The sequence below is a fragment of the Nocardia grenadensis NBRC 108939 genome (assembly GCF_001613445.1).
Taxonomy (GTDB): Bacteria; Actinomycetota; Actinomycetes; order Mycobacteriales; family Mycobacteriaceae; genus Nocardia; species Nocardia grenadensis.
The window spans coordinates 191331-215108 of the sequence record NZ_BDCJ01000002.1; the positions used below are offsets into that span (position 1 = coordinate 191331).

Below are 23778 nucleotides of genomic sequence, written 5' to 3' on the forward strand. Positions count from 1 at the left end.
GCGTCGCGTCGCGGCCACATCCAGGAGTCGTTCCCACGTGTCCTCGTCTCCGGAAGGGTCGGCGTCGCCGATTCGGCCGGCTTGACCGACCCGCAACACTGTCCGCGTCCGGTGCACTGCGCTATGCGTTGGCGCCGCCGTCCACAGTGAGCGTGGTCCCGGTGACGAAATTGCCGCTGTCGCCGGCCAGATAGGCGACGGCGGCGGCGATTTCGGTCGCCGCGGCGTACCGGCCGAGGGCCGTGGCGGCACGCTGGGCATCGGCGGGCGCGCTGTCCGCCGGGTTCATCTCGGTATCGGTCGAACCCGGTTGTACCACATTGACCGTAATCCCACGCGGCCCCAGATCGCGGGCGAGACCTTTGCTGAAGCCGATCAACGCCGCCTTGCTCATCGAGTACAGGCTCAGGCCCGGGCGGGTGGCCCGTTCGGCGAGGTTGCTTCCGATACTGATGATGCGGCCACCCTCGCCCAGATGCGGGCTCGCCGCCCGCGCGGCCGCGAATACAGCGCGGACGTGCAGGTTCATGGTTTCGTCGAACTGTTCCATAGTCAGTTCGTCGATGGTGCCGTAGGGGAAGATGCCCGCATTGTTGACCACGATATCGAGCCTGCCGAACTCGGCCACGGTCCGGTCCACCGCGGCCGGAACCGCCTCCGGGTTCGCGGCGGGCGCGGGCAAGGCGAGCGCGCGCCGACCGGTTTCGCGGATCCGCGCGACCACCTCGTCGGCGGGTCCAGCCGCGGTGTTGTAAGTGAGTGCGATATCCGCGCCGTCGGCGGCCAGTCGTTGCGCGATCGCGGCGCCGATACCCCGGCTGCCGCCCGTCACCAATGCCACTTTTCCTTCTAGATTCACTTCAGCTCCCGTTATTTATGCAGTGATCGTTGCGCAAATAGGTACCGTGGCTAGCATGGGCATGTCAACAGCGCAGAGTGGAGGTGTGATGCCGGGACCGGGACGCCCGCGTGGCTTCGATCGGGACTCCGCGCTGCGCGCCGCCATGTACCTGTTCTGGGAACACGGATACGAGGGCGTCTCGATCAGCGACCTCACCGCCGCGATGGGTATCGGCGCGCGCAGCCTCTACACCGCCTTCGGCTCCAAAGAGGAGCTGTTCCGCGAGGCCGTCGCGCTCTACGGGAGCGCGACCCCGCGCCCGATGGACCGGCTGTGCACCGCGCGGGAAGCGGTCGAGGCGATGCTGCGGCAACGGGTGGACGCCAACCTCGACCCGGCGACGCCGCTGGGTTGTATGGTGGTGCTCGCGGCCACCAACGTCACCCCGGACAACACCCACGTCCGAGATATGCTGGCGGAACTGCGGGCCCGGGACCGGGCCGAACTGCTCGCCCGACTCGAGCGCGGGCGCGCCGAGGGCGATATACCGGCCGGTACCGAAATCGACGCCGTGGCCTCGTTCTATCTGACCGTCCTGCACGGTCTGGCGATCCGGACCCGCGACGGCTGTTCCCGTGCGGACGCCCAGCAGGTGATCGACCACGCGATGCACGCCTGGGACAGTGTCACCGCCCCCGCTCCGGCCCGATCCATCGCGAACCGGTGAGCGCCGGTGACCGGCCGCACCGCGAGGCCGCCGGTGACCGGCAGTGGGCGGAACTCCGTGCAGTTCCACCAGTTCGAGGGTCGACTTCGGGAGCCCGGACTGCGTGATCGCCAGGCCGGTGCCGGCGAGCCGCCGGCCGATCTCGACGGCGAGTTCGTCGGGTTCAGGCCGAAACGGGGATTCCATCATCGGGTCCTCACCGGTCGTGCGTGATCGAACGGCCCTGAGACGGCGGGCGCCGGGCCGGCACAACAACTCGACGGTGTGCCATGAATTATCGGCGCGCGCTGTTACGGAAGAGCCGGGCGCGGCGTCTGATGGTGACACCGGCCCCGTGGAACGCGCGGTGTGCGTACTGCGCGATGGACTACACCGAGATCGGCGAGGCCGCCGACAGAACCCCGGCGGCGGTCCGCCGGATCAACTACCGTGCCCGCGCCCATATCGCGGTGCGGCGTCCGCGCGGCGCGGTCTCGGCGGCCGAGACCGGGCCGCCCTCACGGCCTTCCGGTGGGCCGTCGATACGGGCGACCTGCGGAACCTGCTCGATATCCTCGCCCCCAATGTGGTGCTGCTGACCGACGGGGGCGGTGTCGTGCGGGCGGCGACCATGCCGGTGGTGGTGGGCTCCGGCCCGGTCGCCGAGGTCCTGGGCCGGATCGCGGGTGCGGCGGTCCTGCGTCCGGTCCGGATCAACGGTCATTCGGCGCTGATCGTCGAACTCGACGGTGCCGCCGACACCGTCGTCGCGATTCGTATCGGCGAGGGACTGATCACCGGGCTGTACGCGGTCCGGAATCCGGTCCAACTCGCGCGCCTGGATCGCGAGACCTCGCTGCGTCGCTGATCATCGGTCCGGTGTGCCGAGCCCACCGCGGCGGGTCAGCGGCGGAGCAGGTGGGTCAGCAACTGCCCGCTCTCCTCCAGCGACAGATGCGGTAGGTACGCCCGGCCGACGGCGATCCCGATGGTCGGCAGTGCCGTGGCATCGGGAAACACCATGTACACGGGCCGGTGGCGTGGCTGGAACTTCTCCTTGAAAGCGAGCAGCGACCGGAAGCCGTAGACCGGTTCCAGGGTGCGGCCCAATAGATCGAGCAAACCGTCGAGCGCGCTCCGGTCCAGGTCGGGGCCGCTGCTGTCCGCACCGGCCAGCGGTGCCCCGGACAGGCTGAGGAACTCGAGACCCTGCTCCCGGGCCGACAATGCCGCGGAGGCGATGAGGAACTCCATCGCCACGCGGAATCCATCGGCGCGGCGCCGCATGAAATCCAGGGTGAGGCCGACGAGGGTACCGTCCCGGTACACCGGCATCCAGGAGGTGACGGCATGGACGTGATCGTCGTGATCGACGGCCAGCAGCAGCCGGACCTCGGGGTCGTGCAGTTCGGCCAGACCCCCTAGGGTGAAACCCATCTCGGGCAGTCCCTTGTCCGCGACCCATTCCTCGGAGATCTCCACGATCTGCTCGGTCACCGCCAGCGGCGCCTCGGCGAACGTTGTCCACCTCGCCTCGATCCCCTCCTTGCCCGCACGATTCAGTGCCGTCCGCACATCCTGGAACTTCTTGCCCTTGAACGCCAGATCGGCCAGATCGATGATCGTCTCCTCGGCGACCTGCAGGCAGCTCCATCCGTGTTCCCGGGCGAGTGCCGCGGTATCGGGCCCGACGGAGTAGAAGCACGGCGTCCACCCGTTGCCGAGACACCAGGCCGCGAATTCGTCGGCCGCCGCGGCCAGACCGCGACGGGCACCGATCGGGTCCGTCGTGGTCAGCGCGACACCGGAATGTACCCGATAGGCCACCGCATGCCGGCCGTCCGCGCCGAACCAGTACCTGTTGCCGGCCCAGGTGCTCATCCACGACAGGGATCCGCCGCCCGGGTTGTGTAACAGCTCCCGCACCCGGCGTTCACCGCCGAGGTCGTATCCGGCGGGCGGGGTGAAGAAACTGCGCAACATCAACAAGCACAATGTCACCCAGACGAGCACGCCGACCCACTCGAAGAGCAGTGTCGCCGCCGAGGTCAGCGGCAATACCGGCGGTTCGAAGAGCTGGAGGTAGACTGGCGGCAGCAGTCGCAACGGGGCATCGCGCAGCAGAGTGCCGACCCCGGGGTCGCGGTCGAAACCGCCGGCGAGCAGTGTCCCGAACACCACGTAGGCCATGAGCGCGGCCCCCGCCGCCGCGGCGGTCCCCAGCCAGACCCGGCGGTACGTCCCGCGCGCGGCGCGCACATCGAAGAGCCGCCGGGTGGCCAGCAACAGCGCGAGGATCGCGATCAGGGCGAGTAGGGGAGCGAAATCCCGGTACACCGAGCTGTGCCGATGGATGCCGTAGAGCACCCAGCGTGCCTCGTCCTGTTCGACGGTCCGCACGATCACACTGACCACCGCGAGACCGATGAGCACGATATGCCCACCGACCGAGAGCAGCCAGGCCGCTCGCCGGCCACGCCGCAGACCCTCCGCCCCGACGAGCAGCAGCATCGACGGCAGGATGTTCATGGCCAGCGGTCCGATACCGGACAGGCGCAGCGCCTGCTGCCCTCTGCGGCACTCGTCGTGCAGGGCCGGATCGGCGCAGATGTCGACGAGTTCGCGCGCGCTGTAGGGCACCTGATCGAACAGTTCACGCAAGGACGACAGCGGCCCGATGGCATGCGGGGAGAACGTGGCGAAGAGCGGGCCCAGGACACTGGCCGCGACCACGAGAGCGACGAGTGTGCGACGCTCCCGGATCGTTCCGCCGAGGACCGGGCCGAGCGCGGAGCGCCCGAACAGCAGTGGTCCGATGAGCAGACCGGCCAGCGCGACACATAGTCGCGTCACATCCGGCAGATGCCCGGCGAACAGGGCCGTGGTCACCAGGATCACCAGTAACAGTGCGCGGATACGCCGGCGCCACAGGGTGTGCATCGCCGCGCTGGCGGCGAGCAGTGCCCCGAAGACCCAGGGCAGCGGGTCGGCCGTCAGATGGCCGTGCAGTTCCAGACCCCAGGAATTCGGCACCGCCGACGCGAGCCGTGCCGCGGCGAGTGCCAGCGCGGCGCCCGCGCCCTGGGCGGCGAATACCGCGATCACGAACCGCTTGCTGCCGATGCGCTGTTCCACCGGCACCGCGACAGCGAGCACGAACACACTCGCCAGCAGGTAGCCGCCCGTCCCGGAGGCGAACAGTCCCGAGGTCCACAGGGTCCAGACGTACCCGTCGTCGAGGGTCGGGAGGCCGAGCGAGACGTGCGCGGCCAGCTCGTGCGACGGGCCCTTCGCCCATGCCCCGGTGATCACCGCGAGAACCCAGAACACCGCCAGCAGCCCGAGAGATACGGGTGCGCGGGAGAGCCCCGCTACGACGCGGGTCTTCACGACGCGTCCAGACCGAGACGGTGGCCCAGCCACGGCAGCTCCTTTTCCAGACCGGCGGACCACACGGCGAAACTGTGCCCGCCGGGCAGTTCGGTGAGGTGGACATCCATTCCCGCCGCGCGCGCGGCGGCAGCGAGCCGCTCGATCGCGGCCCGGTATTCGGTGTCGCCGAGGCCCACGACGAAGGCGCCGGCCGAGTCGGGGTAGCGATGGCGGGCCAGCAGGTCGGCGGGATTGTTCCGGGCGAAGGCGTCGGCGTCGCCGCCGAAGGCCTCCCGGATCGTGGTCTTCCGGTCGCCGAGTGTCGGTTCGGCCTGTCCGGAGAGATCGAGGAAGGTGGGGTAGACCTCGGGCCGGGTGGTGGCGAGTTGCAGGGCGCAGGTCCCGCCGTAGGACAGCCCGCCCACCGCCCAGGCGCGGGGGTCCGGGTTCACCTGCAGATGGGCGCGTACCCAATTCGGTACGTCCACGGCCAGGTAGGTCGCGGCGTTACCGAGCCGCGAGTCGACGCACAGCGGATTGGCCAACCGGCCGCCGGTACCGTCGGCGAGCACGACGATCGGCGCCAGCCCCCGGTGCGCGGCGGCGTAGCTGTCCATGATGTGGGTGAGTCGGCCGCCCACGAGCCAGTCTTCGGTGGTGCCCGGCTGCCCGGCCAGCAGGACCAGCACCGGCAAGGCAGGCCGGGGATCGGTGAAGTACGCCGGGGGCAGATAGATCCGCGCATCACGGCCGGGGAACCCGGACACGGCACCGGGAACGGCGGCGCGGGTCACCGCGCCCATCTCCGGCATTTCGGCGGGCGGGGCCCAGTTCGCCGGTGCCGGCGATCCGCCGGGCACCGGCGCCAGCGTCGTATCGAACGGCACGGTCCGGTAGTCGGTCATGCCGAGCGCGGTCCGCACCGTCGGATACGCGTCGAATCCCGTGTTGATCCCGCCGGCGGCACAGAGCACGACCACGGCGGCTGCCGCGACCAGTCCGGTCGCGATCAGCGGCCGCGACCGGTCCCGGCGCCGGACGAACCCGCGCCCGGCGGCCAGCGCCACCGCCAGAATCGCCAGCCCCGACCAAACATAGACCGACGCGGGCAGGGGATCGGGGAACGGCCGCCAGACCTTCTCGATGAGCACCGCGGCGAGTGCCACCGACACCCCGGCCACCGCCACCACGACGGCGACACCGGCGAGTAGCCACCGCCGGTCCCGGCGGATCACCAGCGTCGCCAGGCACACCGCCGTGACGGCAACGAATACGAAAGTCGCCGCGGTCGTTGTCACATGCAGGTCGAGTACCGCTTCGACGAGCCCGGACCACGACATGACGTCCAGTATGCAGCCCTGCCGGACCGGTGACCGGGACGCGCGCCCGCTTCCGGAACACCGGAGGTAGCGGCGGACGGGCGGGGCCGCGGCTCTTGCCGCGGTGCGTGCACGCGAGGTCCACCTGCCGATGTTCGGTCAACCGGTCCGGCGGACGGCCCGGCCGGGGGACGGCCGAGCTACCGGCTCGCGTATACGACGAGAAGGTCGCGCATGGCACGGATCTCCCGGTTGGCCTCGTTCAACGCGGTGCGTAACCGGTGGTTCTCGTCGAGCAGGTCGTCGAGTTCGTGCGCGGAGTCCACGGTGGTATCCGTGGGGCGCACCCGGACCAGTTCGGCCGTGGGCTCGGCGGTGGTCTCCGCTGCCGGTTCCGTGGTCTCGGCAGTGATTTCCGCTGCCGGTCCGGCGGTTTCCGGTGCCGCTTCGGTGGGCTCGGCCACCGTGGCCTCGGCGGTGGTCTCCGCCGGTTCCGCGACGACCTGTGGTGCCTCGGTCTCGTTGGCGGCGACCGGTTTCGCGGTCACCTTGCCTGCACCGCGGGGACGACGCCGGGGTTTCGCGGGGGCGGGAGTGTCCGCGACCGGTGTGGTCTCGGCGCTTTCGGGAAGTCCTGCGGCACGGACCCAATTGGCGAGTGTGTTCGTGGCGGGAAGCCCACCTTCGCGTTCGGAGACCTGCATGCACGCCGCATTGAGCGTTTTACCCTGAGTGAGGAGTTTTTTCACTCGGTTGACGAGTTTGGTCTGTTCTCTTTTCGAGTAGCGCACTGCCATTCCATTTCCTCCTGCACTCCGGGTCGTACGCCGGGAATTGAACCATTGCCAGGCCGTTCTGTCCTCATCGGGTGCTTCGCCGGAACCGGAATTCGCTGATCGATTCCGATGTGAAACTCGGAAAGTGTTTCGCGCCAACGAATTCAGAGCCGGGGTCGATGTAGCGGAAACTCGGCGGGGAGATCACGCCGCACCGGGCGAGTGAGGCGGGCGCGCCCGGGCCCGAGCTCGGCGTCGGCGCGGTGAATCGGGCGGATGCGGCCCTCATCCGGCCGAGCCACGCTCGGCAGCGTACGTCACATCCCGCGCGCCCGGACCGCACGGAATTGCGGACCGATTCTGTCCGCCCGGCCTGCCAGAATGGCCGGGTGCACACTCACCTCTCTGCGAACGGAGCATTTCGATGAGTCGCGATATTCAGGTCACTTTCGATGCCCACGATCCGCGGGCGCTGTCGTCGTTCTGGCGTGAGGTCCTGGGCTACATCCATCCGGGCCCGCCGGGAGTCGAGCTGCCTGCGGACGCCGACCCACTTGCCGCGTGGGATGACTTTCTCGCCGGGATCGGCGTCCCCGAACAGCAGCGCAACGCGAGGTCGGCCGTCGAGGATCCGGACGGGAACGGCCCACGATTGTTCTTCCAGCAGGTCCCGGAGGGCAAGGTCGCCAAGAACCGCGTCCACCTCGATATTCGGGTGGCGCCGGGGCTTCAGGGGCAGGAACGGATGGCCGCGCTCGAGGCCGAATGCGACCGGCTCGTCGCGCTGGGCGGCACCCGGATCCGGCGCCACGAGCCCGCTCCGCCGCTGGAGGCCGGGTTCATCGTGATGGCCGATCCCGAGGGGAACGAGTTCTGCCTGGACTGACCCGCGCCCGGCCGCGGGCTCATGGGCGGGGTCGGTGCGCCTCGGGGCCACATGCACCGTCTGCCCATCGCGGCCCCCGCACGGTCCCCTGACCCGCTGTTACGTTGAGACCGATTGTCGTCGGCAGGCCGTACCGATCGTCCGAGCGCGCGGGAAGACGGAAGAACGCAGATCCCATCGTCCCCTCGGCGATACCCGCCGGAACACTCGCGACGGAACGGTACACGGGCCGTTCGTCGCGACCGGAATCGCGCGGAGCCGGCCCGATGATGGAGCGGCCGGTGATCTGCGGCGGCACCCTCACGGCGCGCAGCGAGCCGCCGGAACTGCCCGCCTAGGCGGATCGCTGCTCAACGTCCCGCGTGGAGATCGCGGGCTGTTCCTCCGCTCCGGCCAGGGGGAAGAGGCCTGGCGGCTGCTGGAACCGGTACTGTCCGATGGGGCGCGCGACCGCGTGCCGCTGGAGGAGTACCCGGCGGGTTCGCTCGGACCGCCCGGGGTCGACAGGAATCGATGACGGTCGTGGAATCGACGCAAGACCCGCTTTCCCGTGCGCCATGCGTCGTGGTGATGGGGGTTTCGGGTACCGGAAAGACCACCACGGCCCGGCTGCTGGCCCGGCGACTCGGCGTGCCCTTCGCCGACGCGGACGACCTCCACTCCCGGGCCGATATCGACAAGATGGCGTCCGGGCTTCCGCTGGACGACAGCGACCGGGGGCCTTGGCTCGCCGCGGTCGGCGACTGGCTGCGAGCACGCACCGCCGCGGGGACCGGCGGCGTGATGGCCTGTTCGGCACTCAAACGCCGCTACCGCGATGTGCTGAGGACGGGGGCGCCCGGTGTCTACTTCCTGCTTTTGACCGCCGATCGCGACGAACTCCTGGCACGGATAACGGGCCGGACCGAACATTTCATGCCGGCCGCGCTGCTCGATTCCCAGCTCGCCGCCCTGGAACCCCTGCAACCGGGGGAGCGGGGTGTCGCCTTGCACGGCAGCCGCAATGCCCAGCACGCGGTGGAGGTGGTGATGCGGTCGCTGCCGGAGTACACGGCGCAGGACCGTCCCGATCGATGACCCGGGTTCCACCCGTGACAGCCCCCGCCCCGGTGGGTGATAATGGCGACGAACCGGTTCGACCTCGTAATACCGCCCGGGTGATGTGACGGCTTTTCCGCCGATCTTTCCAGGGAGGCCTGATGGTCCAGGTTGTACCACTGAACTGGCTCGGCGCGTTCTGTAATTTCGGTGGTCCGCTGGCAGCGGGGGAAGCCGACCACTGGTGGACCGCAGGCGGTGAGTGGGGCCGGGAGAATCGGCTCTACGCCTTCACCGCTTATTGTGACGGCGCCGCCGAGATCGCGGTCCGCAACATTACGCATTATCGCGGCGGGCACGACGAAACCCATTTCGAGATACACAACAACGGCCCGGGGGAACCGGCCTACTACTACTTCTACATAGCTTGGTCCAGTCCGATACCCGGCTGAGGGGGACCCGTGCGCGTGCAGATCGAATACGACCAGGACGGCCGGATCACCGCGGTGTCGGGGGTCGTTACCGTCGAACACCCCGACGGCGATCTCGGCCGCTCGGCACGGTTCGTGCGGCCCGGACACTTCATCCTCGACCTCGACACCGAGGTAATGGCCGATCCGACGGATCTGGCCGGACTACGCCGGCTCGCGACGCAGTATTCGATCGCCGGTCACCCCGACCATCCGCGGCTGGTGGAACGCGAAACCGGAAGCTGAGCCCGCGGTATTCGCGTCACTCGAACACCTGTGCGGCCCGTCCGGTCGACTCCACCGGACGGGCCGGAGATCTCCGGCGTGGCCGCTTGCTCAGCAGCCCGTGGCCATGGGTTCACCGCGGAACCTGGCCTCCACGAAATTCCAGGCATCGGCGAAGCCCGCGGCGGCGGCGGTCATATGTTCGGCGATGTCGTAGGTGGTGAGTTTCACCGGCGCGCCCGCACGGCAGTAACGGTCGGTGAACTCGGCCACCCCATCGTAGGGGGTGAGCTCGTCGAAGCGGCCGTGCCACAGATAGGTCGGCGCGGTCGGCACCCCGTCGAAGTAACGCAGGCTGTTCTCGCGCAGCACCTGATGCGCTGCGGGGCTGTCCATCAGACTCTTGGACGCGGCCATCTGCTCCGCACTGCGGAAAGCGCCGTGGAACAGCAGGAACCGCCGGCAGGCGTCATGGGTGAACTCCCGGAACCACAGGCCGTTCTCATTGAGCTGGTCGGAGATCGGCAGCCGGTCCGGGTACTCCCGCTCCAGACCCATGGCCGCGGCGAAGGCCAGGCCGAAACCCGGGTGCGGGGCGAAACCGAGACCCAGCGCCATCTGCTCCAGGTCGGCCGGGATACCGCCCGCGGCGATGCCCGCGATCTTCAGATCGGGTGCGTAGGAGGGCTGCAGGGCCGCGGCCCATCCGGTGGCCAGCCCGCCCCCGGAGTAACCGGCCAGTGCCACGGGGGAATCCGCGAGGCCGAGTTCGGCGACCCGCTGTACGGCGCGGACACTGTCGAGGGTGACCATTCCGCTGAGCCGTCCGGCGGCGTAGGCGACATTCGGTCCGAGGTAATCGGGCACCGAGATGGCCCAGCCGCGTCCGATCGGCAGCATCGCGCCGACGGCGTCCTGTAGTTCACCGTTGAACAGTGACCGCGACGGATTGCATCGGGTGCCGAGCGAATTGATCAGGGCCTGATAGGAGACCAGCGGCGGCTTCTTCACGCCCGCGGGCAGTAGCACCGTGGTCACACCCATGATCGGGTTACCGAGGGAGCTGGTGGACCGGAAGGCTACCTGCCAGCCTTCGGTGCCCACGTACATACCGGTATCGATCTTGCGGGTGCGCACCACCTCGCCCGGTTGCAATCCGGCGAGCTCGGGAGGTGCGGTGTAGAAGGGGTCCGGATCCGGTTGCGGGTAGAGCGGTTCGGCGTTGGCGCCACCCCCGAGAACACCGACCGAGACGAGGGTCAACAGCAGGACCAGGATACGGGTGGAAACTCTTAACACGTTCTTCTTTCGGACAGCTGGAATCGACCGGCGTCCGGCCCGGCGCTCGTGACGCCGCGACGGCCGTCGCCGTGGATGAGGTGCGCGGTGGGGCAGCGAACGATATCGGTCGCTGTCACAGGTGAACCGCGGCGACGGCGAGTTATCGCTCGAAACGAACTGTCTGCGATGGCTTGTGGCCGCGCCCCGAGTTCGGCCCGACGAGCAACGATACGACGCTAGCGGGTCAAGAGGACGCTCGGGTCCGAAGGACCGAGAAAACTGCGCGAGTTCATAATCATCGGCCGGTATGGCCGGACCGATCACAAGGGGGATGGTCTTGCTTTCGGCCCGCGCGGCCTGGACGCCCTGCCGAACTCGGCGGCGGCGCGGGTCAGCCGGCCCGGCCGTACAGATAGTCGTCGAGGGGGAACCGTACCGCCTCGCGGTGCGCGTTGACCGTGCTGGTCGGGCGCAGCAGCGCCGCCTCGCCGTGCTGGTTGAAGTAGTAGCTGCGGGCAGTGGCGCAGTCGCCACCGTAGAACACCGAAGAACCGAGCTTACCGGTGACGCGGTCCAGGAATTCGGTGTTGGCGCGGGCACTGACCTCGAAGGTGGTCTCACCGCGGCGGGCCAGCTCCCCGAAGAGCCTGGCCATATGTTTCATCTGTGCCTCGATGGTGGTGAAGTAGGACAGGCCGCTGTAGGAGTAGGGGCTGTTGAGGCTGAGGAAGTTCGGGAATTTCGGCACGGTGATGCCTTCATAGGCCTGGAACCGGTTGTCCCGCCAGAATTTCCCGAGGTCCACTCCGTCGCGGCCGATGATCTCGATGGCCGGGAAGTTCACATCCCAGAGGTTGAATCCGGTGGCCAGCACGAGCGTGTCGATCTCGGTCTTCGTGCCGGCAGCGGTGACTATCCCGTCCGGTTCGATTCGATCGATACCGCCGGTCTCCAACCGGACGTGCGGTTCGTTGAAGGTTGCGAAGTAGCGGTTGGAGAAGGTCGGGCGTTTACAGCCGAAATCGTAGTCGGGGGTGAGCTGCTCCCGCGTCCGCTTGTCGTGGACCTGGGCACGCAGATGCGCCTTGGCCAGCAGCGCCGCCGCCTTGTTCAAGGGTTTGGCCTGCTTGTAATGCAGGACTCCGATCACCATGAGCGCTTCCAGCGCGGTGGTATTGGCCAGCCGCGCGGCCTTCTGGGTGACCGGGACCCGGGTGAACAGGCGCTGCACCGCGGGCGGGATTGGCATATCGACCTTGGGCACCACCCAGATCGGAGTGCGCTGGAACACGGTGAGTTCGCGGGCCCGGTCCGCGACCTCGGGGACGAGTTGCACGCTGGTGGCGCCGGTGCCCACGATCGCGACCCGGCGGTCGGTGAGGTCGTAGGTATCGTCCCAGGCGGTGGTGTGGACGATCTTGCCGGCGAAGGTATCGATACCGGGGAACGGCGGGGTGTAGGGCTGGGAGAGAAAACCGGTCGCGGTCAGTAGATAGCGCGCGGTGAGCGTATCGCCGCCGGCGACGGTGACCACCCAGTACTGGTGCTCGGCGTCCCAGTGAGCGCTCTCGACGGAGGTACCGAAACGCATCCGCTCGCGGAGGCCGTACTTCTCGGCGACGTGCTCGGCGTACTTCTTCAGCTCCGCGCCCGGTGCGAACAGGCGCGACCAGTTCGGGTTCGGTTCGAAGGAATAGGAGTAGGTCACCGAGGCGATATCGACGGCCAGGCCGGGGTAGCGGTTGACGTGCCAGGTGCCCCCGAGATCGGATTCGCGTTCGAGGATCACGTAGTCGTGCAGGCCGAGGCGGTCGAGCTGGATACCGGCCCCCATACCACCGAACCCCGCGCCGACCACGACGGCGTCGTATCGAGGTGTCACGCCGAACCTCCTGCTGCTCCGCTGAACGATTCATCACAGAATGACACATCATTCCGTTTCTGATGACGATATCATCGGGGGCGTGACGAAGCCACCGACGCGGGCCGAACGCCGTAAGGCCGAGCTACGCCAGGAGATCATCGATACCGCCTTCGTCTGTTTCGCCGAGAAGGGTTACCACGCGACCGGGATCGCCGATATCGCGTCCCAGCTGGGCATCGGCCACGGCACCTTCTACCGCTACTTCAGCAATAAGCGCGACATCATCGACCACGTGATCGACGACCTGGCGGCCCGGATCATCGACGCGCTCGGGACCGACAACGCGCCCGATGCCGCGACCGGCCTGGACCAGTATCGGGAGCAGATCGATCGGATCGGTGCCGCACTCACCCGTATCCTCATCGAGGATCGGCGCGTGGCCCAGTTGCTGCTGTTCCACGCGACCGGTATCGACGACGAACTCACCACGCGTCTCTACGGGCTGCTCGATACCGCCGACGCGCTGACCGCCGGATACCTCGACCACGGCGTCGAACTGGGCTATCTGCGCGCCGATCTCGACACGATCAACACCGCCCGGGCGGTGACGGGCATGCTGCTCGCCGGGGTGGTGCACGGGCTGCGCGATCCGGACGAGGCGGCCATCGGCGCGTTGAACAAGGCGATCCGGCGGCTGCTGGTCGACGGAGTCCGCAAGGACTGATGCCGCGGTGCTGCGGTAATTCTCACCGCCGCGCTACCCGGAGCACCGGCGGGTGTGCGCATACAGTGGGAAATATGTCGCCGTTGGACGAATGGCATCCGTCCACCGTCGCGGACTGGAGTGACGAACGTCGCCGGGCCAGGTTGCGCGAGACGCGCCCGGGCCACGGATGGAAGACGTTGCGTCGCACCAGACTGGCGTTGTTTCGGGTAGCCGCACTGTTGATGATCATCGGGATCGCGTTCGCACAATACTGGGAGCACGATATCGAGCCGGAGCGTATGCGCCTCGCGCTGACCGAGCCCGCGCTGTTACCGATCGCCGAACCCGTGGACCCCGGTAAACGCGATACCGCCGTCGTGGATCTGGTCGGGCTGGGCAATCTCAATGCCAGCGATACGGCCGCCGCGCTGCCGGCGCTGCGCGAGATGGGCGCGGTCTGGGCGATCCGGTACGACAACCGCGGTATCGACACCGAGGTGATCGCCGACCTGATCGTCCGGGCCGCGGCCATGTCGGGAGTACGCAATATCGTGCTGACCGGGCACAGTATGGGCGGGGTCATCGCGCTCGAGGTCGCCGAGCACATCCATCTCGGCAGCGACCGCAGATTGGTGGGAGTGCTGCTGGACTGCACGCCACTGGATCTCGACGCGGTCCGCCCGGAGAGTCGTGGTCTGGGGGAGGACATGGTGCGCTGGATGGGCTGGCTGCCCGGTGCGCGGGAGAGCCGGGGATTGCGCGCCGCGGTGGAAACTTATGCGCGCCGGGAGAATTTCGTCGACCACAACGGTGTTCCGGGTATCCGGTTCGGGGAATTCCGGGAAGCGGTGGGGCGGGTGCTGCGGGACAAGATACTCAATGCCGACGCCGCCAGCAACGGCTTGATCGAGGCCCAGTTCCTGGCGATCGTGGCCGGTGGCGCGACCGACGATCTGCGTTCATTGTCCGGGCCCGCGCACGGCAAACCGCGGCCGGCCATCGTTTTCATCCGCCCGCACGACGGGAGCCGGGACCGGGTGGTGGATGTCGCGCGTACCCAGGAGGTCCTGATCGACAAGGTCGGGGGGGTGAACGGGAATCTGCTGGTGGTGAAACCGCGGGGCACCGGGCACGCGAATCCGCGGCAGCGCCCCGCCGAATACAACAAGGTGATCGCGCAGCAGGTGCTGCCGTTCGTGGAGCGGTACCAGGCGCGGATCAGCAGTGTCGCCGGCGCAGTGCCGGCCTGGCATCGGTAACGCCCGGTCACCCGGCCGGACCGTGACCGACGATCAACGGGCCGAGGCGATCTCCGGAACCGGTCCGGTCAGGTAGCGCTGGATCGTCGGCCCCAGCCAGGCGATGACCTCCGGCCGGGTCATATCGGCCACCGGCGGAAACGCGAGGATAAAACGGCACAGCGCCATACCCAGGATCTGGGACGCCGCCAAACCGGCGCGCGTGGGCGCCTCCCGGGGGTCGTCCCCGGCTTTCGCGAGCACCGGCCCCAGCTGTGTCGCGAAGATCGATCGCATCCGGTCGGCCGCCACCGGATTGGTGACTCCGGCACGCAGCAGGATCAGCAGTGTTTCGTCGCGCTCCCAGCGGTCGAGGAAGTGCGCCACCAGGGCGGGGCCGATCCGGTCGGGGGGCACCTCCGTCAGATCCGGTAGCTCAAGATCGAATTCGGCCGCCGCCGCGAACAGTCGTTCCTTGTTGCCGTAGTACCGCATCACCATGGCCGGGTCGATGTCGGCGTCGGCGGCGATCGCCCGGATCGTCGCCCGGTCGTAGCCGTCGGCGGCGAAGCGTTCGCGGGCCGCGGTGAGGATGACCGCCTTCGTCTCTTCCGAGGTCCTTCTCATGCCAACAAGTGTAGGCCAACAGCTGTTGACAAGAAATCTGAACCGGCCTAACGTTGATGCCAACAAATGTTGACCTCTTGAGGGCAGGTGAGACGATGACCACCGAAATCGCAGATGTCCTGATCGTCGGCGCGGGCCCGGTCGGTCTCACCGCCGCCGTCGTACTGACCCGGCTCGGCCACGATGTCGTGATCGTCGACAGCCAGGCCGAAGGTGCGAACACCTCCCGGGCGGCGGTCGTCCACCCCCACACCCTCGAACTGCTCGAGCCCTATGGGGTGACGCAGTCATTGGTCGATCGCGGCCTTCACACCCCGGACTTCACCATCCGGGACCGGGACCAGGTGCTGATCGCCGTCCCCTTCGACCGACTCCCCACTGTCTACCCCTACACGCTGATGATCTCGCAGGCCGATACCGAGAAATTCCTCCTACGCCGGCTGACCGAACTCGGGGTGCCGGTGCGGCGCCCCGTCGAGGTGACCACGGTGATCCAGGACGCCGACCTGGTGACGGTCGCCCTCTCCGATGGAGCCCAGCTCCGCGCCCGCTACCTGATCGGCGCCGACGGTCTGCACAGCACGGTGCGCGACCAGGCCGGTATCGGCTTCATCGGCGGCAGTTATGCCGAATCGTTCAGCCTGGCCGATGTACGGGTCTCCGGCGGGGTCCCCAAGGACGAGGTGATCCTGTACTTCTCCCCGGCCGGGCTGATCGTCGTGGCACCGCTGCCCGACGGTATATACCGGATCGTGGCCACCGTGGACGAGGCACCGCACGAGCCCGACGTCGCCTTCGTGCAACGGCTGCTGGACGAACGCGGCCCGAAGGCTCAGCCGGCGGTGGTCGAGGAAGTCGTCTGGGGCTCCCGCTTCCGCGTGCACCACCGTATCGCCGAGCGTTTCCGGGACGGTCGCATCCTGCTGGCAGGCGACGCCGCCCATGTGCACTCACCGGCCGGTGGACAGGGAATGAATCTCGGCATCGAAGACGCGGTCACCGCCGCGACGACCCTGGCCCGGGTGCTGCGCGGCGAGTCACCGACACTGCTCGACGAGCACGCCGCGGCCCGGCGGCGCAATACCGAGTCGGTGGTCGCGATCGCCGGCCGGCTCACCTCGCTGGCAACGATGCCGGCCGCGGTGCGCCCGTTCCGCAATATCGCCATGCGCCTCGCGGGCCGGACGGCCTTGGTGCGTAACAAGCTGGCCTGGCGGTTGTCGGGTCTCGACCGTAGCTGACCCCAGACTCGCTCGAACCAAAGGAGTACGACAGTGGAAATCGTCAACGACCGGCTCGCCGTACAGGCCCACCTCACCACTCCCACCGACTCGGGCTTCCTGCTCCTGGCCGCCGAGGTCGGTGGCTGGGCCGGCCCGTTCGCTCTGCCGTCACGAGCGCGCCGGCGGGTGCTGGACCAGGCCGGCGGCCTGTGCGCGCACCTGCTGCGGCGCGCAGATGTCGCTGAGGCGACGGTGTTCCGGGCCGCTCTGCGACCGCCGGGCGAAGGCACGCCACTGCTGCGTCGCCGCGGTATCCGCCCGGCGCGCTTCGATGTGGTCGTGCTGGTGCGGGCGGAGAGTGTTCCGGCCGCCGAAGCGCTGCGTGCCGAACCGGTCTGGCGCAAGCTGGCTGGGTTGTTCGACGGTGCGGCGCGCCACACACGGGTGACCGCCGCGAGCAACGCTGCTCGGATCGCCGACGTCGACCACAATGCCGACAGTTGGTTCCTGTTCAACTATTTCCACGGCGACGACCGGGAGACCGTCTTCGATGTCTGGCAGTACACCGCGGGCTGGTTCCAGCGCGAGACATCGCTGTCGGATTCGGCGTTGATGCAGCCGTTGCCGGGAGAGTTCGACGATTACAGCCTGGTGAACCATGCGAGCTGGCCCGCGCTGCGCACCTTCCTGCCGGCTCTGCTGTTGCGGCGGTCGTTCCGCTCGTTCGTCCTGGCCAACTTCGCCGCGAACGGAGTCGCCGCTCAGCCGATCATCTACCGCCGGACGTGCTGACCGCCCGGTGGGCATCCGCTCACGCCTCGTCGGCATCCGGGGTGCCCGCGGGCTCGCCCTCGGCGCGGGGCAGTGGCAGCCATACCGTGAAACGGGTGTCGCCGGGCCGTGAATCCACCCGGATGTCCCCGCTGTGTTTATCGACGACGATGCGGAACGAGATATCGAGGCCGAGCCCGGTGCCCTCGCCGACCGGTTTGGTGGTGAAGAACGGCTCGAAGATGCGGCTCCGCACCTCGGCCGGGATCCCGGGCCCGGTATCGGCGACCACGATGACCGCGCAGTTGTTCTCGAGCCGGGTGCTCAGGGTCAATCTCCCCCTGCCCGCCATCGCGTACACCGCGTTGTCGATCAGGTTCGTCCACACCTGGTTGAGTTCGGCGGCGTAGCAGGGCACTGGGGGGAGGGTGCGGTCGTAGTCCTTGACCACCTCGATCGAGTCACCGATCTTGCGGCTGAGCATCACCAGTGTGCTGTCCAGGAGCTCGTGCAGGTCCACCACCTGGAATGGAGCCCGGTCCATTTGAGAGTACTGCTTGGCCGCGTCCACCAGAGTCGAGATGCGCGTGGTGGAATCGGCGATCTCGTTCATCAGCAGTTCGGTCTCGATGGTGTAGTTCAGCCAGCGGAACGCCCCCTCGAGCACCTGGGACGTGCAGCCCTCCAGGGTGGCGGCCACGCGTTCGAGCCAATCGGTGTCGAACCCGGCCTGGACATAGTTCGGTGCCAGTTCCCAGCCGTCGCGGATCCCGTGGTCGTCGAGCCATTCGCCGAGCAGGTCCTCCCGGTCGGCCGCCTCGAGCGGGGACAGTTCCGGCGCCTTGGCGACCTGGGCGGCCGCCTCCTCCTGCAACCGGACCAGGGTCTCCAGGACCACGGTATCGAATTTGCCCTGCGCCATCATGGCGAGTTTGTGGCGCATCCCCGCGATCCGGTCGCGCAGGCCCGAGGTCGCCCGGACCGCGGCCGCGGCCGGATTGTTCAGTTCGTGGGTCAGCCCCGCCGACAGCGAGCCCAGGGCGAGCAGTCGCTCCCGCTGGGCGATCCGCGCGTTGGTGTTGCGGTTACCGAAGAACGCGCCCTCGAGCAGATGGACCGCCATCGGGAACCAGCTGTGCATCATCCGGGAGAAGATCTGCGCGTCCAGCACATAGAACCGCGACGTCCGGGTCACGTAGAGCGTGGTGCTGTAATGGGTCTCGGCCCGCTCGCCCAGATACGCCGTCCACGCGCCCGCATAGGAGCCTCGATGGTCGGTGTGCACCATCTCGATCTCCCGCCCCCCGGACAGTTTGGTGAGTCGCACCTCACCGTCCATGAGCACGTAGAAGCAGGTCGCCGGATCGCCCTCCTGGTACACCGGACCCGGCTCGACGGTTTCGATGCGGCCGTCGGCGCACAACCAATCCAGTTGCCGATCGTCGAGTTTCTCGAACAGGAACAGCGACCGCAGTTCGGCGGGATCGCAGATGCTCATTCTCGGTCTCCTCTAGGCCAGGTAGCGGTGCACGAGCATGACGGCCATGGCCCCCTCGCCGACGGCCGAGGCCACCCGCTTGGCGGATTCGGCGTGGACGTCCCCGGCCACGAAGACCCCCGGCACGCTGGTTTCCAGATGATGCGGCGGCCGCGGAAGCTCCCAGCCCTTCGGCCGGTCACCGTCGATCAGCAGATCCGGGCCGGCCAGGACATAACCCGCGGCGTCCCGGTGCACCACGCCGTCGAGCCAGTCGGTCTGCGGGGCGGCGCCGATGAACAGGAACAGCCGTTCGGCAGGTGCCCTCTCCTCGGCGCCGGACCGGTTGTCGCGCAGAACCAGCGTGTCCAGGTGGTCCGCGCCGTCCACCGCGACCACCTCGGTCTCGGTGTGCACCCGGATATTCGGCACCTGGGCGATCTGCTGGATCAGATAGTGCGACATGGATTTCTCCAGCGCGTCACCGCGCACCACCAGGTGCACGGTGCGCGCGTTGCGGGACAGGAACATCGCCGCCTGCCCGGCCGAATTCGCGCCGCCGACGATGTAGACGTCGTGACCGGCGCATTCGGCCGCCTCGGTCATGGCCGATCCATAGTAGACCCCGCGTCCGGTGTACTCGTCGACACCGGTCGCGGGATGGCGCCGATAATCCACGCCGGTCGCGATGATGACCGTATGGGCTGACAGGGCGCCGCCGTCGGCGAACCGCACGGTCCGGGCCGAGCCGTTCACCTCCAGTCCGACGACCTCGCGGGTGGTGACCACCTCGGCGCCGAACTTGGCCGCCTGGCGGCGCGCCCGGTCGGCCAGCTGTGCCCCGGACAACCCGTCCGGGAAGCCCAGGTAGTTCTCGATCCGCGAACTCTGGCCCGCCTGGCCGCCGGTGGCCGTGCGTTCGACCAGTACCGTGCGCAGCCCCTCGGAGGCGCCGTACACCGCGGCGCCGAGTCCGGCCGGCCCGCCGCCGACGACGATGAGGTCGTAGAAGTCGCCGGCCGGTTCGGTGCTCAGCCCCACACTCGCGGCCAGCTCCCCGTCGCTGGGCTGGACCAGCGCCTGCCCGCCCTCGGTGATCACCACCGGACAGCGCCGCGGGTCGGCGCCGGCGGCCTCGAGTAGACGCGCGCCTTCCGGCTCTTCGGCCAGGAACCAGCGGTAGGGCAGCTGGTTGCGGGCCAGGAACTCCCTGACCTGCGACGATCTGGGTGACCATCGGTTACCGATGACCTTGGTTCCGTGCACCGGACGGTGCTCGCTGCTGCGCCAGGCATCCAGCAGGCTGTCCAACACCGGGTACAGCTTCTCCTCCGGTGGATCCCATGGTTTGAGCAGGTAGTGATCCAGATCGACGACATTGATCGCATCGATGGCGGCATTGGTATCGGCGTAGGCGGTGAGCAGCACCCGGCGGGCGTAGGGGTCGAGGTCCATCGCCTGTTCGAGGAACTCGATACCGTCCATACCCGGCATCCGATAGTCGGCGATGAGTATCGCGACCGGCTGGCCGCGCAGTTTCATCTCGCGCAGCACCTCGAGCGCCTGCGGACCGGACTCGGCGCGCAGGATCCGGTACTCGGCGCCGTACCGGCGCCGCAGATCACGGACGACGGCCCGGGACACCCCGGGGTCGTCATCGACGCTGAGAATGGCGGGCCTACTGGTCGCGGGAGCGCTCACCCGACGAGTATGCCGCGTACGCACGCGGCCGTCGTCGGCGCGCGGTCAATGTTCGGTCAGGAACGGGCCGCGGGAGGTCAAGGTCACGTCAAGACCGCGTCCGGTGCCCGGGTGGGCGCGTAGTCCTGGACTCGACCCCGCATACGGAACGGCGGGGACATTCCAGGAGCGCATCGTGACACTGCTCGAGACGATTCCGTCGCTGCAACCGGCGATCCCGCCCCGGCTGAGCCCGACGATCTGGCCGCGCGGGACCGCAGACGACGGCGAGGGGCGCGTCACCGTCGGCGGGGTGGCGCTCACCGAGGTCGCCGACCGGTTCGGGACGCCCGCCCATGTACTGGACGAGGCCGAGGTCCGGGCGTCCTGCCGGGCCTACCGCAAGACTTTCCCCGACGCCCGCGTCTACTACGCCGGCAAGGCGCTCATGATCCGGGCGGTGGTGGACTGGGTGAGCGACGAAGGACTGTCGATCGACGTCTGCTCCGGGGGAGAGCTGGCGGTGGCGCTGTCGGCCGGCGTGGATCCGCGGCGACTCATCCTGCACGGGACCGGGCGGTCCGGTGCAGAACTGGCGGACGCCGTAAATTGTGGGGTCGGCCGGATCGTGCTCGACTCGCTCACCGATATCGCGCTGCTGGCCGGCTCGGCGCAGCGCCCACAACCGGTGCTGCTGCGGCTCTCACCCGGTATCGATGTGTCCGGGCATCCGGCCGTGCGGACCGGTGTCCTCGATCAGAAGTTCGGCTTCCCGCTCGGCAGTGATACGGCGGCCGAAGCGGTCCGGCGGGTCTTGGCGCGGCCCGACCTGGAACTGGTCGGGCTGCACTGTCACCTGGGATCGCAGATCCACGACCCGGATCACTACGGGGAAGCCATCCGGCGGTTGGTGGGGGAGATGGCCTGGATCCGGCGCGAGCACCGGCAGCTGCTCACCGAACTGGATCTCGGCGGCGGCCATGCCGTGGCCTACCACCCGAGCGATGCCCAACTGAACCTGGCCGGACTCGCCGATATCGTCGACGATGCGCTCGACGCCGCCTGTGCCCGCCATCGTTTCCCGCGGCCGGCGATCGCGATGGAGCCGGGCCGGGCCATCGTCGCGCGGGCCGGGGTCACGGTGTACCGGGTGATGTCGGTCAAGCGGATCGACGGCGGCACCACCTTCGTCACGGTCGACGGCGGGATGAACGACAATCTGCGGGTGGCACTGTACGGCGCGCGGTACGCGCCGGTGGTGGCCAACCGCCGCCCGCACGGCCCCTGGACGACGGCGACCGTGGTGGGCCGGTACTGCGAGGCCGGGGACGTCCTGGCCCGCGACGTGCGATTACCGGCCGATCTGCACCCCGGTGATGTGCTCGCGGTGCCGTGTACGGGTGCCTACCACCACAGCCTGTCGACCTCCTACAACTGTGTCGGCCGTCCACCGGTCGTCGCCGTCCGGGACGGCGGTGCGCGGGAACTGGTCCGCCGGGAGACCACGGCCGACCTGCTCGTCCGGGACGTCGGCCGGTGAGATGATTTCCGGGGCGCGGGTCCGCCCGGTATCGCGATCCGGGGAGATGTGGGTGCGATACGAGCGAACCGGGCGATAGCCCGATTCTCGCGGGACCGACCCGGAGATTCATCCGGCCGCCGCGGCGCGCCTGTTTGACCTGTGATCGCTCGGGTATTTGCCGAGATGTAGCCAATCGGGTTCGTGAATGCGAAGTACCGCCGGCTACAGGTAGGTGCGGCGCCGTCCCGGGCCACAGCACCGGGAGCGACGCGCACACCGAGCGGCAACGTCGTACCCGGCCACGAGCCGGGCCGGACTCCGGTCGCGACCGCGCAACTCGGTTCACCGGCCACGTATCGGACGAGAATCGAGGAAGAAAGCCATGGCTCAACATGTGGAAGATCTGATCGGCGACGCAGTCTACGACCTCGGCGGCACCAAGATCGGAAAGGTCAAGCGGGTCTACGTCGACAATGCCTCTGGCGCACCGACGTGGGCATCGGTCAGTACCGGCCTGTTCAGTGAAGACTCTCTCGTACCGCTCGCCGGTGCCCAGTTGCGGCAGGACCCCGCCGAACTCCAGGTGCGGGTGCACAAGGAAGCGGTGAAATCCGCGCCGCATCTGGCACACGACGGCCTGATCACACGGGATTCCGAGAACGACCTGTTCGTCCACTACGGCGTCGATCCCAACCGGTCCGGCTGGGAGGATTACGGGCGGCACGCCGATTCACCCGCCCGTGACGAGGTCCGGGCCACGGGCGATCCGGGGACCACCGGCCGGAGCGCTCCCGGCGCGACCACCCCGGAGAGGGGCGACACCCGGCGACCGGACTTCCTCGTCCGCTCGGAGGAGCGCCTGAACATCGGCACCCGGCAGGAGGTGTCGGGGCACGCCCGGCTGCGCAAGTACGTGGTGAGCGAGGAGCAGACGATCACCGTGCCGACCAGCCACGAGGAAATACGCATCGAGCGCGAACCGATCACCGACGTCTCGGCGCTGCCTGCCGACTTCGGTGATCAGGAGCAGGAGGTCACCCTGCACGCGGACCGGGTGACCGTGGACAAGGAGATGGTCCCGGTCGAACGGATACGGCTGGTCATCGATCAGGTCGAGGACGAGCAGACGATCACCGAAACGGTCCGCAAGGAGCGGATCGAGATCGAAGGGCTCGACCGCGACGACAAGCTCCGCTGACCGCGACCGCCGGTGGGTCCGGAAATCCCGGCCCACCGGTGCGCACTACCCGGACCAGCCCACCCGGTTCCGGCCCGTTTCCCGCGAGATCCCGGACCCGGTCTCCGGGAAGCAGCCGAAACGCTCGCGGTGCAGGTGCGCGAAGAAATAGCAGAACGACTCGCATTCGGCATCGAGGACGGCGACCGAGGGATCGGCGAGAACCGCCCGGTGGAAATCCCGGCCCATTGCGACGATGAACCCGCGGCAGTACAGGAAACCGTCGTCGGAGCCGTCGGTGACCTCGTGGATATCGGCGCGGTCGATCTCGTGGAGCTTTCGTTCGGCGACCCGGTCCAGCGCGGTCAGTTCCGCACTCGACAGCTCTTCGCCGAGGGCGCGCAGCCGGGTCAGGAACGGCCGCAGATGCGGGTCGAGTGCGTAGGCCTCGTCGTCGGAGGCCCGGGCTGCCAGGCCTTTCCGTAGCGCGTCCGCTTCGGCGCCCACCTGCGCCCACGCCGTATCGACCAGGTCCCAGAACAGGGTTTCCTCGGCGGCTGTCTCGATCTCGTTCACGTC

22 protein-coding genes are annotated in these 23778 nt (G+C 68.4%); 12 read left to right on the plus strand and 10 right to left on the minus strand.

The genetic code is table 11. From position 1 onward, the window contains the following. Nucleotides 1-121: 121 nt before the first annotated feature. The gene (locus NGR01S_RS01935) at nucleotides 122-859 is read right to left on the minus strand and encodes an SDR family oxidoreductase (protein ID WP_063034410.1); all 738 of its coding nucleotides are present in this window, start codon (nucleotides 857-859) and stop codon (nucleotides 122-124) included. Nucleotides 860-947: 88 nt separating this feature from the next. Here NGR01S_RS01935 and NGR01S_RS01940 point away from each other — a divergent pair, with 88 nt between their 5' ends. Both NGR01S_RS01940 and NGR01S_RS01950 read left to right on the plus strand, forming a co-directional pair. Next, nucleotides 948-1568 (plus strand): TetR/AcrR family transcriptional regulator, encoded by a 621-nt coding sequence (locus NGR01S_RS01940; protein WP_063034411.1) that lies wholly within the window; start codon nucleotides 948-950, stop codon nucleotides 1566-1568. A 334-nt stretch (nucleotides 1569-1902) separates the two neighbouring features. Then, nucleotides 1903-2415 (plus strand): sigma-70 family RNA polymerase sigma factor family protein, encoded by a 513-nt coding sequence (locus NGR01S_RS01950; protein ID WP_063034413.1) that lies wholly within the window; start codon nucleotides 1903-1905, stop codon nucleotides 2413-2415. Between the two features lie 35 nt (nucleotides 2416-2450). On the opposite strand, the gene NGR01S_RS01955 is transcribed toward NGR01S_RS01950, so the two are convergent. The 3 genes from NGR01S_RS01955 to NGR01S_RS01965 form a co-directional block, all read right to left on the minus strand. Continuing rightward, complete coding sequence (locus tag NGR01S_RS01955) at nucleotides 2451-4937, minus strand: bifunctional lysylphosphatidylglycerol flippase/synthetase MprF (protein WP_084480285.1); 2487 nt, start codon at nucleotides 4935-4937, stop codon at nucleotides 2451-2453. Beyond that, nucleotides 4934-6259, minus strand: coding sequence for an alpha/beta hydrolase (locus NGR01S_RS01960; RefSeq protein WP_063034415.1), 1326 nt, complete (start codon nucleotides 6257-6259; stop codon nucleotides 4934-4936). The genes NGR01S_RS01955 and NGR01S_RS01960 overlap by 4 nt, the downstream gene beginning before the upstream one ends. 179 nt (nucleotides 6260-6438) lie before the next feature. Further along, a complete protein-coding gene (locus NGR01S_RS01965; protein ID WP_063034416.1) occupies nucleotides 6439-7035 on the minus strand; it encodes a hypothetical protein in 597 nt (198 codons plus the stop codon). A gap of 403 nt (nucleotides 7036-7438) precedes the next feature. Between NGR01S_RS01965 and NGR01S_RS01970 the strand changes: the two genes are divergently transcribed. From NGR01S_RS01970 to NGR01S_RS01985, 4 genes are all read left to right on the plus strand, one after another. Beyond that, complete coding sequence (locus NGR01S_RS01970; RefSeq protein ID WP_063034417.1) at nucleotides 7439-7900, plus strand: VOC family protein; 462 nt, start codon at nucleotides 7439-7441, stop codon at nucleotides 7898-7900. Between the two features lie 513 nt (nucleotides 7901-8413). After that, nucleotides 8414-8977, plus strand: a complete 564-nt coding sequence (locus NGR01S_RS01975; RefSeq protein ID WP_063034418.1) for a gluconokinase — start codon at nucleotides 8414-8416, stop codon at nucleotides 8975-8977. A 122-nt stretch (nucleotides 8978-9099) separates the two neighbouring features. After that, nucleotides 9100-9390 (plus strand): hypothetical protein, encoded by a 291-nt coding sequence (locus tag NGR01S_RS01980; protein WP_063034419.1) that lies wholly within the window; start codon nucleotides 9100-9102, stop codon nucleotides 9388-9390. 9 nt (nucleotides 9391-9399) lie between these two features. After that, complete coding sequence (locus NGR01S_RS01985; RefSeq protein WP_063034420.1) at nucleotides 9400-9654, plus strand: hypothetical protein; 255 nt, start codon at nucleotides 9400-9402, stop codon at nucleotides 9652-9654. A 90-nt stretch (nucleotides 9655-9744) separates the two neighbouring features. On the opposite strand, the gene NGR01S_RS01990 is transcribed toward NGR01S_RS01985, so the two are convergent. Continuing rightward, the gene (locus tag NGR01S_RS01990; protein WP_063034421.1) at nucleotides 9745-10932 is read right to left on the minus strand and encodes a lipase family protein; all 1188 of its coding nucleotides are present in this window, start codon (nucleotides 10930-10932) and stop codon (nucleotides 9745-9747) included. Nucleotides 10933-11305: 373 nt separating this feature from the next. After that, on the minus strand, nucleotides 11306-12796 hold the full coding sequence (locus NGR01S_RS01995) for a flavin-containing monooxygenase (protein ID WP_063034422.1): 1491 nt from the start codon (nucleotides 12794-12796) through the stop codon (nucleotides 11306-11308). 40 nt (nucleotides 12797-12836) lie between these two features. On the opposite strand from NGR01S_RS01995, the gene NGR01S_RS02000 reads away from it, so the two are divergent. Both NGR01S_RS02000 and NGR01S_RS02005 read left to right on the plus strand, forming a co-directional pair. Next, a complete protein-coding gene (locus NGR01S_RS02000) occupies nucleotides 12837-13502 on the plus strand; it encodes a TetR/AcrR family transcriptional regulator (protein ID WP_063034423.1) in 666 nt (221 codons plus the stop codon). Nucleotides 13503-13576: 74 nt separating this feature from the next. Next, nucleotides 13577-14743: an alpha/beta fold hydrolase gene (locus tag NGR01S_RS02005; RefSeq protein WP_063034424.1), complete on the plus strand. Its 1167-nt coding sequence runs from the start codon at nucleotides 13577-13579 to the stop codon at nucleotides 14741-14743. Between the two features lie 33 nt (nucleotides 14744-14776). On the opposite strand, the gene NGR01S_RS02010 is transcribed toward NGR01S_RS02005, so the two are convergent. Beyond that, entirely contained in the window at nucleotides 14777-15349 is a 573-nt protein-coding gene (locus NGR01S_RS02010) for a TetR/AcrR family transcriptional regulator (RefSeq protein WP_063034425.1), read from the minus strand. 95 nt (nucleotides 15350-15444) lie between these two features. Here NGR01S_RS02010 and NGR01S_RS02015 point away from each other — a divergent pair, with 95 nt between their 5' ends. Both NGR01S_RS02015 and NGR01S_RS02020 read left to right on the plus strand, forming a co-directional pair. Continuing rightward, nucleotides 15445-16590 carry an FAD-dependent oxidoreductase gene (locus NGR01S_RS02015; protein ID WP_063034426.1) on the plus strand — a complete coding sequence of 382 codons (1146 nt, stop codon included), beginning with the start codon at nucleotides 15445-15447 and terminating at the stop codon, nucleotides 16588-16590. Nucleotides 16591-16623: 33 nt separating this feature from the next. Next, nucleotides 16624-17364 (plus strand): hypothetical protein, encoded by a 741-nt coding sequence (locus NGR01S_RS02020; protein ID WP_063034427.1) that lies wholly within the window; start codon nucleotides 16624-16626, stop codon nucleotides 17362-17364. A 19-nt stretch (nucleotides 17365-17383) separates the two neighbouring features. Here NGR01S_RS02020 and NGR01S_RS02025 read toward each other — a convergent pair whose 3' ends face one another. After that, nucleotides 17384-18841, minus strand: coding sequence for an ATP-binding protein (locus NGR01S_RS02025; protein WP_063034428.1), 1458 nt, complete (start codon nucleotides 18839-18841; stop codon nucleotides 17384-17386). A gap of 12 nt (nucleotides 18842-18853) precedes the next feature. After that, the gene (locus tag NGR01S_RS02030) at nucleotides 18854-20521 is read right to left on the minus strand and encodes an NAD(P)/FAD-dependent oxidoreductase (RefSeq protein WP_063034429.1); all 1668 of its coding nucleotides are present in this window, start codon (nucleotides 20519-20521) and stop codon (nucleotides 18854-18856) included. 175 nt (nucleotides 20522-20696) lie between these two features. On the opposite strand from NGR01S_RS02030, the gene lysA reads away from it, so the two are divergent. Together lysA and NGR01S_RS02040 are read left to right on the plus strand one after the other, a co-directional pair. After that, a complete protein-coding gene (gene lysA, locus NGR01S_RS02035; protein ID WP_063034430.1) occupies nucleotides 20697-22040 on the plus strand; it encodes a diaminopimelate decarboxylase in 1344 nt (447 codons plus the stop codon). A 364-nt stretch (nucleotides 22041-22404) separates the two neighbouring features. Next, nucleotides 22405-23220: a PRC and DUF2382 domain-containing protein gene (locus tag NGR01S_RS02040; RefSeq protein WP_063034431.1), complete on the plus strand. Its 816-nt coding sequence runs from the start codon at nucleotides 22405-22407 to the stop codon at nucleotides 23218-23220. 45 nt (nucleotides 23221-23265) lie between these two features. On the opposite strand, the gene NGR01S_RS02045 is transcribed toward NGR01S_RS02040, so the two are convergent. Further along, nucleotides 23266-23775, minus strand: a complete 510-nt coding sequence (locus tag NGR01S_RS02045; protein WP_063034432.1) for a DUF4240 domain-containing protein — start codon at nucleotides 23773-23775, stop codon at nucleotides 23266-23268. Nucleotides 23776-23778: the final 3 nt, after the last annotated feature.

Excerpts from the sequence above, each read along its gene's own strand:
- NGR01S_RS01940 (WP_063034411.1), top strand. The coding sequence starts at position 948 with ATGCCGGGACCGGGACGCCCGCGTGGCTTCGATCGGGACTCCGCGCTG.
- NGR01S_RS01960 (WP_063034415.1), bottom strand. The coding sequence starts at position 6,259 with ATGTCGTGGTCCGGGCTCGTCGAAGCGGTACTCGACCTGCATGTGACA.
- NGR01S_RS01965 (WP_063034416.1), bottom strand. The coding sequence starts at position 7,035 with ATGGCAGTGCGCTACTCGAAAAGAGAACAGACCAAACTCGTCAACCGA.
- NGR01S_RS01970 (WP_063034417.1), top strand. The coding sequence starts at position 7,439 with ATGAGTCGCGATATTCAGGTCACTTTCGATGCCCACGATCCGCGGGCG.
- NGR01S_RS01975 (WP_063034418.1), top strand. The coding sequence starts at position 8,414 with ATGACGGTCGTGGAATCGACGCAAGACCCGCTTTCCCGTGCGCCATGC.
- NGR01S_RS01980 (WP_063034419.1), top strand. The coding sequence starts at position 9,100 with ATGGTCCAGGTTGTACCACTGAACTGGCTCGGCGCGTTCTGTAATTTC.
- NGR01S_RS02000 (WP_063034423.1), top strand. The coding sequence starts at position 12,837 with ATGACACATCATTCCGTTTCTGATGACGATATCATCGGGGGCGTGACG.
- NGR01S_RS02005 (WP_063034424.1), top strand. The coding sequence starts at position 13,577 with ATGTCGCCGTTGGACGAATGGCATCCGTCCACCGTCGCGGACTGGAGT.
- NGR01S_RS02010 (WP_063034425.1), bottom strand. The coding sequence starts at position 15,349 with ATGAGAAGGACCTCGGAAGAGACGAAGGCGGTCATCCTCACCGCGGCC.
- NGR01S_RS02015 (WP_063034426.1), top strand. The coding sequence starts at position 15,445 with ATGACCACCGAAATCGCAGATGTCCTGATCGTCGGCGCGGGCCCGGTC.
- NGR01S_RS02025 (WP_063034428.1), bottom strand. The coding sequence starts at position 18,841 with ATGAGCATCTGCGATCCCGCCGAACTGCGGTCGCTGTTCCTGTTCGAG.
- NGR01S_RS02040 (WP_063034431.1), top strand. The coding sequence starts at position 22,405 with ATGGCTCAACATGTGGAAGATCTGATCGGCGACGCAGTCTACGACCTC.